This is a genomic window from Synechococcus sp. B60.1, assembly GCF_047462555.1.
Lineage (GTDB): Bacteria > Cyanobacteriota > Cyanobacteriia > Thermostichales > Thermostichaceae > Thermostichus.
This window is the reverse complement of sequence record NZ_JANSJN010000100.1, coordinates 1-10,193: the sequence shown is the minus strand read 5'-3', so window position 1 is coordinate 10,193 and position 10,193 is coordinate 1. Positions and strand designations below refer to the sequence as shown.

General features: G+C 61.3%; 12 protein-coding genes. 10 read left to right on the top strand and 2 right to left on the bottom strand.

Translation table 11 applies throughout. The features are described 5' to 3' along the window. The 5 genes from rlmD to folK all read left to right on the top strand — a co-directional run. On the top strand, nt 1–939 hold a 939-nt coding region (gene rlmD, locus NW863_RS10725; protein ID WP_414366280.1), incomplete at its 5' end, for a 23S rRNA (uracil(1939)-C(5))-methyltransferase RlmD. 110 nt (nt 940–1,049) lie between these two features. Beyond that, entirely contained in the window at nt 1,050–2,141 is a 1,092-nt protein-coding gene (ychF, locus tag NW863_RS10720) for a redox-regulated ATPase YchF (protein ID WP_414366278.1), read from the top strand. Nucleotides 2,142–2,693: 552 nt separating this feature from the next. Further along, on the top strand, nt 2,694–3,563 hold the full coding sequence (gene folP / locus NW863_RS10715) for a dihydropteroate synthase (RefSeq protein ID WP_414366276.1): 870 nt from the start codon (nt 2,694–2,696) through the stop codon (nt 3,561–3,563). Beyond that, the gene (gene folB, locus NW863_RS10710) at nt 3,550–3,921 is read left to right on the top strand and encodes a dihydroneopterin aldolase (protein WP_414366274.1); all 372 of its coding nucleotides are present in this window, start codon (nt 3,550–3,552) and stop codon (nt 3,919–3,921) included. Before folP ends, folB begins: the two co-directional genes overlap by 14 nt. After that, nucleotides 3,918–4,424 carry a 2-amino-4-hydroxy-6-hydroxymethyldihydropteridine diphosphokinase gene (gene folK, locus NW863_RS10705; RefSeq protein WP_414366273.1) on the top strand — a complete coding sequence of 169 codons (507 nt, stop codon included), beginning with the start codon at nt 3,918–3,920 and terminating at the stop codon, nt 4,422–4,424. The genes folB and folK overlap by 4 nt, the downstream gene beginning before the upstream one ends. 3 nt (nt 4,425–4,427) lie before the next feature. Here folK and gap read toward each other — a convergent pair whose 3' ends face one another. Then, nucleotides 4,428–5,441 carry a type I glyceraldehyde-3-phosphate dehydrogenase gene (gene gap, locus NW863_RS10700; protein WP_414366271.1) on the bottom strand — a complete coding sequence of 338 codons (1,014 nt, stop codon included), beginning with the start codon at nt 5,439–5,441 and terminating at the stop codon, nt 4,428–4,430. A gap of 195 nt (nt 5,442–5,636) precedes the next feature. Here gap and surE point away from each other — a divergent pair, with 195 nt between their 5' ends. Further along, nucleotides 5,637–6,368: a 5'/3'-nucleotidase SurE gene (surE, locus tag NW863_RS10695; protein WP_414366270.1), complete on the top strand. Its 732-nt coding sequence runs from the start codon at nt 5,637–5,639 to the stop codon at nt 6,366–6,368. Here surE and NW863_RS10690 read toward each other — a convergent pair. Continuing rightward, nucleotides 6,351–6,971 (bottom strand): DUF3318 domain-containing protein, encoded by a 621-nt coding sequence (locus NW863_RS10690; RefSeq protein WP_414366269.1) that lies wholly within the window; start codon nt 6,969–6,971, stop codon nt 6,351–6,353. The genes surE and NW863_RS10690 overlap by 18 nt on opposite strands. 199 nt (nt 6,972–7,170) lie before the next feature. Between NW863_RS10690 and NW863_RS10685 the strand changes: the two genes are divergently transcribed. The 4 genes from NW863_RS10685 to NW863_RS10670 all read left to right on the top strand — a co-directional run bounded on the left by NW863_RS10685 (nt 7,171) and on the right by NW863_RS10670 (nt 9,940). Beyond that, the gene (locus NW863_RS10685; RefSeq protein ID WP_414366268.1) at nt 7,171–7,935 is read left to right on the top strand and encodes a GvpL/GvpF family gas vesicle protein; all 765 of its coding nucleotides are present in this window, start codon (nt 7,171–7,173) and stop codon (nt 7,933–7,935) included. 216 nt (nt 7,936–8,151) lie between these two features. Next, nucleotides 8,152–8,637, top strand: coding sequence for a hypothetical protein (locus NW863_RS10680; RefSeq protein WP_414366267.1), 486 nt, complete (start codon nt 8,152–8,154; stop codon nt 8,635–8,637). A gap of 50 nt (nt 8,638–8,687) precedes the next feature. After that, nucleotides 8,688–9,152 carry a GUN4 domain-containing protein gene (locus NW863_RS10675; protein WP_414348126.1) on the top strand — a complete coding sequence of 155 codons (465 nt, stop codon included), beginning with the start codon at nt 8,688–8,690 and terminating at the stop codon, nt 9,150–9,152. Nucleotides 9,153–9,199: 47 nt separating this feature from the next. After that, on the top strand, nt 9,200–9,940 hold the full coding sequence (locus NW863_RS10670) for a DUF1995 family protein (protein ID WP_414335814.1): 741 nt from the start codon (nt 9,200–9,202) through the stop codon (nt 9,938–9,940). Nucleotides 9,941–10,193: the final 253 nt, after the last annotated feature.

The following is a 10,193-nucleotide window of genomic DNA, read 5'->3' as shown; positions in this document are numbered from 1 at the left end:
GAGGGCCAGCCGTTGCGCATGGGCTACTACCGACCGGGCAGCCACCGCCTGGTGAACCTCAACCAATGCCCTGTGCAGGACGAGCGGCTGGATGTGTTCCTAAGGGAAATAAAGCAGGATCTGCAGGAAACTGGCTGGAGCGTGTATGACGAAAGCCGCCACCAGGGCCACCTGCGCCATCTGGGCTTGCGCATTGGCCGCCGCACCCGTGAGGTGCTCCTCACCTTGGTCAGTTGCAGCCGCGACCTGCCCCATCTGGAAAGGTGGGCCCAGCGCTGGCTGCAGCGCTACCCTGACCTGGTGGGGGTCTGTCTTAACCTCAACCCGGCCCGCACCAACGTCATCTTTGGCCCGCAAACGGAGGTCATTGCCGGGCGGGGATCCCTGCGGGAAGAATTGGCCGGTCTTTCCTTTTGGATTGACAGCACCTCCTTCTTTCAAGTCAACACGGAGCAGGCGGAGGCCTTTTTTACCTGGATAGTGGATCAGCTCCAGCTGCGTGGCGAGGAGATCGTCCTAGACGCCTACTGCGGCATCGGCACCCTAACCCTGCTCTTGGCCCGGCGGGCCAAACGGGCGATAGGGGTGGAAGTCCTGCCGGCGGCGGTGGCCCAGGCCCGCTACAATGCCCAGTTCAACGGCATCGCCTCGGCCCAATTTTTCCAGGGCACAGTAGAAGCGGTTTTGCCGACTCTGCCTCCTGCCGATATCGTGGTGTTGGATCCGCCGCGGCGCGGCTGCGACCTGCAGGTGCTCGAGATCCTGAAGCAGCGACAACCTCAGCGCATCGTCTACATTAGCTGTCACCCTGCCACCTTGGCGCGCGACCTGCAAATCCTGATGGCCGAGGGATCCTACCGCCTAACCCAATGGCGAGCTGCCGATTTCTTTCCCCAAACGGGCCATGTCGAGGGAGTGGTCTTTTTGGAGCGGGTCTGAGGACAACTCCAGGGAAGGGGGTGAGGGAGCACCAGCCGGCGGCAACCAATGCTAACGTCAGAATAGTTAAAGTTTCGCAACGGATCCCCTTGCCGTTACCCTAGCCTCTCATGCTCAGAGCTGGCATTGTTGGTCTGCCCAATGTGGGCAAATCGACTCTCTTTAACGCCCTCTGCGAAAACGCCAAAGCCGAGGCGGCCAACTTTCCTTTCTGCACCATTGAGCCCAACATAGGACGGGTGGCGGTGCCGGATGAGCGCCTAGAGGTGCTGGCCAAGATCAGCGGCTCGGCAGCAATCGTCCCCGCCCAGATTGAGTTTGTTGACATTGCCGGGCTCGTAGCCGGTGCCAGCAAAGGCGAGGGGCTGGGCAACCAATTTCTCTCCCACATCCGCCAGGTGGACGCCATCGTGCATGTGGTGCGCTGCTTTCAGGACGAGAACATTGTCCACGTGGCTGGCTCCGTGGATCCCCTGCGAGACATAGGCGTGATTAACCTGGAGCTGGCCCTGGCGGATCTGGCGCAGATCGAGCGGCGTTTGGAGCGGGTGCGCAAGCAGGCCAAGTCCGACAAAACGGCTCAAGTGGAGCTGCAGGCCCTGGAAAAGCTACAGGCTGCTCTGGACGAGGGCAAGCCAGCTCGCCTGGTGCCCCTTAGTCCGGAGGAGGAGGCTGCCATCAAGGGGCTGGGGCTGCTTACCCGCAAGAAGGTAATCTACGCCGCCAACGTGGCGGAAACAGAGCTGGCCACCGGCAACGACTGGGTGGAGCAGGTGCGGCAAGTGGCCCAGGCGGAAGGGGCGCGTGTGGTGGTGGTCTCGGCCCAGGTGGAGGCGGAATTGGTGGAGCTGCCGCCTGCAGAGCGACAGGCTTATCTAGACTCGCTGGGGGTGAAAGAAGGGGGGCTGAAATCCTTGATCCGCGCCACCTACGAGCTGCTGGGTCTGCGCACCTATTTTACTTCCGGCCCCAAAGAAACCCACGCCTGGACGATCCCTGCCGGTGCCACTGCTCCCCAGGCAGCGGGGGTGATCCACTCGGATTTTGAGCGGGGCTTTATCCGGGCAGAAACAATAGCGTATGAGGATCTAGTGGCAGCAGGATCCCTAAGTGCTGCCCGAGAGAAGGGTCTGGTGCGCAGCGAGGGCAAAGACTACGTAGTGCAGGAAGGGGACGTGATGCACTTTCGCTTCAACGTCTAGGTCTCCCTCTGCCTCCCTGCTCAGGCAAGATGGGTTTTCTCAGAAATTTAAGATTTGCTCACTGTCCCTAGGCAAAAAGACTTAGCCCCCTTGGGCAGAGGATATGGGCTCAGGGGGTCTTCTATCAGTCCGACCGTTTTCCTGAGAAAACCGTTGACGCTGTAACGAAACATCACAATAATTGGACTAGATAAACAAATGTTTGTTTTAGGGATACGTTGATGGATCTACTGCAATACGGGCCGATGGCCTGGGTCTACTTGGCAATTTTTGCTTCCATCATCTGGTGCATTTGGGGTCGTTCGGAAGACGACATCATGTTCTAGAGCAACAGGGGTTCCTCTGTGAGCTTGGGCTATTGCTTGCGCCTGAGCGGGCAGGGGGATCCTTCTCCGGCATAGCCTCTTGATGACCGCAGCCTTGCAAAGATTTCGTTGAGAAACTTTGTGGACTCCTGGCAGGCTTGTGCTGGACTTGAGATCGAGAGGAATGCCATGCCGGGTGGTGGAAAACTCTTCCCCCTGGCCCTGCAACACGCAGCTTGCAACGGTTATGGGTGTTCATAGCTTGACCTCCCGCCGTCCCTTGCCGGGGGCGGAAAAGATGTCAGAGGGCTACTGCCTCTCCTGGCGAGGCGTTGGGGTGATGGGAGTGTTGAATGTAACTCCTGACAGCTTCAGCGACGGCGGCCAGTGGGGATCCGTAGAGGCAGCCGTGCAGGCAGCCAAGGCCATGGCAGCAGCGGGAGCCTTGATTGTGGATATCGGCGGCGAGTCCACCCGGCCGGGGGCGGAGCCGGTGTCGGTGGAGGTGGAGTGCGACCGGGTTTTGCCCGTGATCCGGGCTCTAGAGGGATCCGGCATTCTCATCAGCGTTGATACGCGCCGAACGGAGGTGGCGGCGGCGGCTCTAGCAGCCGGAGCGCACATGATTAATGACGTCACTGGGCTGCGGGATCCGCAGATGATGCAGCTGTGTGCCGAGAAGGGGGTGCCGGCAATCATCATGCACATGCGGGGAGAACCGCGCACCATGCAGCAGCTCACCCACTACGACGACCTCGAAGGGGAAGTTTTTGGCTTTCTCAAGGACCAAGCAGAACGGGCGCTGGCAGCCGGTGTTCCCAGTGTGATTTTGGATCCCGGCCTGGGCTTTGCCAAAACCGCCGAGCAGAACATTGCCCTCCTCAAAGCGCTGCCACGGCTGGTGGCCTATGGCTACCCGGTGCTGGTGGGAGCCTCGCGCAAAAGTTTTGTTGGCCAGCTTGCCGGGATTGCTGTGCCCAGGGAGCGGGATAGCGCCAGCGTAGCCGTGCACCTCTTTGCCGCCAGCCGGGGCGCTACCCTGGTGCGGGTGCACAACGTCCCGGCCCATGTCTCGGCTCTGGCAGCTTGGGCAGGTCTCCACGATGAACCCCACTAGGCTGGTGCTGCGGGGTCTTAGCTTCCATGCCCACCACGGCTATCGTCCTGAGGAGGCTGTGTTGGGAGGGCGCTTTGTGGTGGATGTGGAGATGCAGCTTGGTTGGGTTCCCCAAGCGGATGACCTAGCCCACACAGTGGACTACGCCCAGGTGTACGAGGCGGTGCGGGAAGAGGTAACCCAGCGACGCTACCGGCTGATCGAGACGTTGGCAGAGCGGATTGCTGAGCGGCTGTGGCAGAACTATCCCCAGTTGGAAGCCCTAACGGTGCGGGTGCACAAGCCGCAAGCTCCCCTGCCGGGCCTGTTCGAGGATGTCTACGTGGAGATCGTCCGCCGTCGCCCTGCTCTTCCATGAAGCCTGACCTGGCCTACATTGCTTTGGGCAGCAACCTGGGGGATCCGCTGCAGCAGTTGCGCACGGCTGGAGAGAAGTTGCCGCGGCTGGGCCAGGTGGTGGCCCGCTCCAGCCTCTACCGCAGCCCTGCCCAAGGGGGGCCGCCGGGGCAGCCGGATTACCTCAACGCCGTGGTGGCGCTGGATCCCTTTCCCCCTTACCAATCGCCCCTAGAGTTGCTGAGGGCGCTGCTGGCCATCGAGCAGGAGGCGGGGCGGGTGCGGCGCATCCGCTGGGAGGCCAGAACGCTAGATCTGGATCTGCTGGCCATGGGCAACCGGATCCTGAAGAGCCCTGAGCTAACCCTGCCCCACCCTCGCATGATGGAGCGCCCTTTTGTCCTGGCCCCGCTGTGCGAGATCGCTCCCCATTGGCGCCACCCTGAAACCGGCGTAGCTGCAGCTGAGGCGCTGGCTGCCCTGGATAGCTCCTGGCTGGAGCGCACCGACTTAGGCTGGGATTGAGCTCTACAGCGCAGCCGCCATTTTCACCGCCAGATCCACCAGCCGCGAGGCGTAGCCGTACTCGTTGTCGTACCAGGAGAGCACCTTCACGGTGCGATCCCCCAGCGTCATTGTTGATTCCAGATCCACAATCGAAGAGTGGGGATCGCCGATGATATCGGCCGAAACAATCTGTGGCGGGGCAATGGCGAGGATGCCGCGCAGCGGCCCTTCAGCAGCCTCGACAAAGGCTTGGTTAACCGCCTCTTTGGTAATGGGCCGCTCGGTGCGCACGACAAAGTCCACAATCGAGCCGGTTAGCACGGGCACTCGCAGCGCCAGACCATCCATTTTCCCTCTTAGGGCAGGCAAAACCTCGGCAACTGCCGTAGCTGCTCCGGTTGTGGAAGGCACAATCGACACCGCTGCCGAGCGGCCCCGCCGATAGTCTTTGGGATCCGGACGATCCACAATGGCCTGGGTGGCGGTGTAGGCGTGGCAGGTGGTGAGAAAGCCCGTCTCGATGCCGAAGCGATCCAACAAGACCTTGGCCAGCGGCGCCAGACAGTTGGTGGTACAGGAGGCGTTGGAGACAATGTGGTGCCGCGCGGGGTCGTACTGGTCGTCGTTGACCCCCATCACCACCGTTAGGTCGGCGCCTTTGGCAGGGGCGGAGATGATCACCTTCTTGGCGCCAGCTTCTAGGTGTTTGACTGCCCCTTCCCGCTTGGTAAACAGGCCGGTGGACTCCACCACCAGGTCAACCCCAAGGTCTTTCCAGGGCAGTTGCGCCGGATCCCGTTCTGCCAGAACCCGGATCTTGTGGCTGCCGACTTGCAGGTGTCTGTCCACAGCACTCACGGTCTGGGGCAGGCGCCCGTAGGCAGAATCAAATTGCAGGAGGTAGGCCAAGTTTTCCGGCTCAGTTAGATCATTAACCGCCACCACCTCCAGCCCTCGCTCTGGCTGGGAGAGCAGCGCCCGCAAAAACGACCGGCCAATGCGTCCAAATCCGTTGATGGCTACCCGTGTGGTCATCGCAATCCTCCGGTATCAGTTCAGGATCATGGGTCGAGGGCTGCGGCGCAGGAGACGCCAACCCCCTAGGGATAGGTTAGAAGAAGAACGGGATCCGCCTTGCCTTTGCACTTCAGATCTCCAGATTTGGATCCCATCTGCAACGGAGATTTGCGATTCAGGCTAACCCAGGAAGTTGCCGGTAGAGGAATTCAGATGAAGGTATTGCTGACCAACGATGATGGCATCGAGGCGGCAGGGCTGGCGCACCTCAGGCTGGCCCTCAGCGCTCTCGTTGCCGAGGAAAACTGCTGGATCGTGGCCCCCCACCAGCCGATTTCCGGCTGCAGTCACCAGGTAACGACGGGGCGGCCCTTTCGCGCCTGGGCCCGCGGCGAGCGCACCTTTGCTGTCGAGGGATCCCCTGCCGACTGTGTGCGGGTGGCCCTGTTTAAGCTCGCTCCTTCCGTGGATTGGGTGCTTTCTGGCATCAACGAGGGAGGGAATTTGGGATCGGATGTGTACTTGTCCGGCACGGTGGCGGCGGTGCGGGAAGCGGCGCTGCGCGGGATCCGGGGAATTGCCATTTCCCAGTATCGGGCAGGGAGCCAACCCATCGATTGGGAACAGGCACAGCGGTGGACGCGGGAGATCTTGGCCGAGCTGATGGAACAACCCCTGCCAGCCGGCTCCTTCTGGAATGTCAATTTGCCCCACCTGCCACCAGGATCCCCTTTGCCGGAGCGAGTTTACTGCCCCCTCTGCACACAGCCGCTGCCGCTCGATTACGCCGTAGAAGCAGAGGGGAAAGGCTTGGAATCGGTGTGGTTTCGCTACCAGGGTCGCTACGCAGAGCGAGCCCGCGATCCCCAGACCGATACCGATATCTGCTTCTCCGGTCGGGTGGCCATCACCCAGGTGCACCTGGCCTTAGGAGCTCCCAGGTGAGGGAGTGAGGTTGCGGGCAATGGTTCTCAGCCGCTGCAGCCGCAGTGCCGTCAGGATGTCGGTGGGATCCAGCTTTAGAACCTGCTCCAGGGCATCTGCTAGGTGTTGGGCCGCCTCTTGGCGGGTGTAGCCGCGGAACTGGGCACGGCGCAGGGCAAACTCGTCGGCATCGAAATGGGCGCTCTCCCGATTCAGGTTTTGCCAGATCTGTCGAACCGAGAGCGCCGTGATGCCACCCGCCAACAGGGCAGAAAACGGGTGCTGCCAAGAGAGCTCCGCCACGGTGGTGATGCCACCAAGCAAGGCCAGCGACTGGTAAAACCCCGGCTGTAGCCAGTTGCGATTGTCGAACCAGCCCACCTCCCGCAAAAACAGGAGATCCCGCTGCGGCTGCGGGATCCCTTGCCAGCGACGAAAGTCGATGGCGATGATGCCCTGGGGCTGCCAGGGGGCCTTGCGGCGGGAGAACAACAGGGCCCCACCTCCCGAGTGGGGGACAACGCTGAGCAAGGGCCGGAGGGAAGCGGGAAGCAGATCCCGCAAGCGTTCGATCTCTTCTTTTTGAAAGGTTTCCAAGGGTTTGAAGTCTGAGCGGCTGGTCATAGTTTTACCTGTAGAGGCACGGAAAGGGGGGATCCCACCTGCCCCCCAGCAGCCTTTCAGCCCCGAACACCCCAGACCTGAAGAACCCTGCCAGGTTAGTCTACCGCATCTCCAGGTCGCCGGTAGCAGCCCCCCAGGGCGAAAAGCGCCAGCAAGTGTGCTTAGACTGAGAGGAAAAGCCTACCCCCGATCCGACCCAATGCCAGTTTTACCGGAACCCAGTGAACAGAGCGCTGGCAGCCCCCTTTACACCTATGCCTTCTTGCCGATGCCAGATGCACCGCTTTGGCATTTCATTCAACAAACTCAAGGGATCCGCGGGCCACTGCAGGTGTTTTCCCCCCCGGGAGGCCGAATTGCCGCTGCTGTGGAGCCGATGCCGGATCCTGCGTCGCTGCAGGCTTCGGATGAGGTGCTGGTGCGTTCTGCCCTGCGCCACGACCAGGTGATCTGCCGGCTGTTTGCCCAAATGCCCCTGCTGCCCCTGCGCTTTGGCACCTGCTTTCTCTCAGCCGAAAAGCTAGGATCCCACCTACTGGCCCAGCAGGCAGAGTACGAACAGGCCCTTGCGGCCATCGGGGGAAGAGCCGAGTATTGCCTGAAAGGAAAACTGTCGCCCCAGCCCTCCCCGGATCCCCAACCCGCCCCCAGCGGCACAGCCTATCTGTTGGCCCGCAAACAAGCTTATCTACTGCAACGACAGGCCCAAGAGCAGCAAGAACAGGAGCTGGCAGCCCTGCAGCAGCTTTGGCCCTCCACCTGGCCAGTGCAAAGAGGGGATCCGCAGCCGGGAGAAGTCCTGCGGCTTTACTTTTTGCTCACCCCTGCCGAACGGGAAGCGGCAGCTCAGCTCACCCAAACCTGGGTGGCAGCTCACCCCCGCTGGCAACTGGACTGGAGCCCTCCCTTGCCCCCCTATCACTTTATGGGTACCCTCCGGGATCCCTCCAGATGTACTCAGTAGCACCCTAGAAAAGGTGAAGTCAAAGGATCCCTTTTCGCCCGCCTGGAAAGCCTGACCCAGCAGGGACGCAATTTTTTGGCTGTAATTTTTCAGGGTATTTTACGAATTCTGGCGAGGGATTGGAACTACCACTACCATTACTATTGAAAGTGACCTCCTGTCCCCTCAGCCCTCATGACATTGGAAACATTTTTTACTCAGTTAAATGCCAACGGCTTGACCATTGCGATCCTGCTATTCGCGGCTCCTTGGCTGGTTTGGGTTCTCTGCCACTGGATCCCGGGGCAGTGGGAAGAGCCTTTTTTGCTCAGCTTGAACATCGGCTTGGCAGCGGTGAGCCTTGTCCTCTGGGCCGGTTACTTGGCCTATGCCACCAACACGGCTGGCTGGCAGGCGGTGGTGAAGCAGGCGGATATGTTTCTGCTGCTGGTGCCTCCCTACTATTTTCTGAGCTCCATCTGGGTGGCGCGGCAGCGCATGCCGCTCTCGCGGGTGCCGGCTTTCCGCACCTTGCAAGGGATCGGCCTCTTGGCGGCAGTCTATCTCATTTTTTCTTGGCTCAGCCGCCGGGTCTATCTTGTCTTTTTTTCCTACATGCCCTTCTCAGCCTTCTTGTGGATCCTGGCGGGGTTGCTAGGGGTGGCTTATCTTGGCTATCGCATCGTCTTTGGGAACCCGCCCAAGTATCCTCCTGAACCCTGAGTGGGCCGCCAACAGGGACTAGAATTCGAAAGAAACCTTTTGCAACGGCAATGGTGACAGTCCCTCTGATTTCAGCCCTGGACATTGACTATCGGCCTCTCCAGGAGTTGTTAGCGGCGGGAGCCTGGCTGGAAGCGGATCGGCTGAGCCTGCAATTGCTGTGCCGGGCAGCGGGAGAGGGGGCGGCGCGGCGGGGCTGGCTGTACTTTTCCGAAGTGAGCCGGATCCCGGCAGAGGATCTGCGCACCATCGATCGCCTGTGGCGGGCGGCCTCCGGGGATCGCTTCGGCTACTCCGTGCAGCGGCAGCTCTGGCTGGGGGTGAATCGCAACTGGGAGCGCCTCTGGCCGCTGATTGGCTGGAAACAAGGCTACCACTGGACCCGCTACCCCGACGAGTTCACCTGGGATCTGTCTGCCCCCAAAGGTCACCTGCCCCTTTCCAACCAACTGCGGGGGGTGCGGGTTCTGGAAGAACTGCTCACCCACAGGGCTTGGGAAGACTTGTCCGGCTGAGCGTCTGTTGCAATCTTGTTATCTGATGGATCTGATGGGATGAGACCGTGGCTGAACAACTGCAACTGACTCAGTTTCCCCACCTGCCCGGCGATCTGGCCCAAGCCTGCGAGCAGGCCATCCAGGCCACACGCCTGGCTATCCAGGCGGGGTATCGCCGCCTGCTCATCGAGATCCTCGCTCCCGACATCAAGCCGGAAGTCTTAGCCCGTCCGTTCTTGGAGCTGCTGCCGCCACCGGCTTTGGTGTTGTTCAGCGATGCCGGCGGAGCAGCCCTGGCCCAGCGGGAGTGGGGATCCCTTCCCGACGGGATGCAACTGCAAAGCCTGACTGCCCGCACGCAGCCTACACCAGACCAGAGCGTCCTGTTTGTAATGCCAGCAGTCTACAGCCTGGATCAGGTGGAGCGGGTCTGCCAGGTGGTGAGCGGCGGCGATCCTTCTGGGCTGGCTGCCAAAGGCCGGGATCCCAAGCCCGTCGTTCTCCTCAACCCACAACTTCAGGATGCCGCCGCAGTGGGGGTGGGGCTGGCCGGGCGCCGGCTGCGGCAACGCTTCCTGAGCACCTTTGAGACCAGTTACTACCTGCGCTCGCTGCTGGAAGGAGCCCTGTTTCGCGCCTACCCGGATCCCTGGAGCCTGTGGCAGCAGGAAGAGCCCGGCCTCTACAGCGTCCTCCAGACCTTTAGGGCTCGACCCAGCGGCGAAGAAGTGGCCGAGCTGTTTAGGGCCACCAGGAGAGGGGATCCCTGGTGGAGCTGGCGGCGCTGGCTGGGCGGGATCCCCTGATCGACCCGCAGCTTCAACGTAAGGCGCGGGATTCCCCACTGTCTATACGGTGGGGAGGGATAGCGCCTCCTGACTGATTCCGGGTGTGTTGCGTCGACGTCGCCACCCCGCCTATCGTTCCGGTGCTAGACTGACTGTGGTGACGACCGAGCCACAAGGGTGACTGAGACTATACGGGTAGTCAGGCGGCAGACCTTTCGGCTGTACCCCAACAAAACCCAAGAGCGGGCTTTGTTGTCTGCCCGCCGTTTGC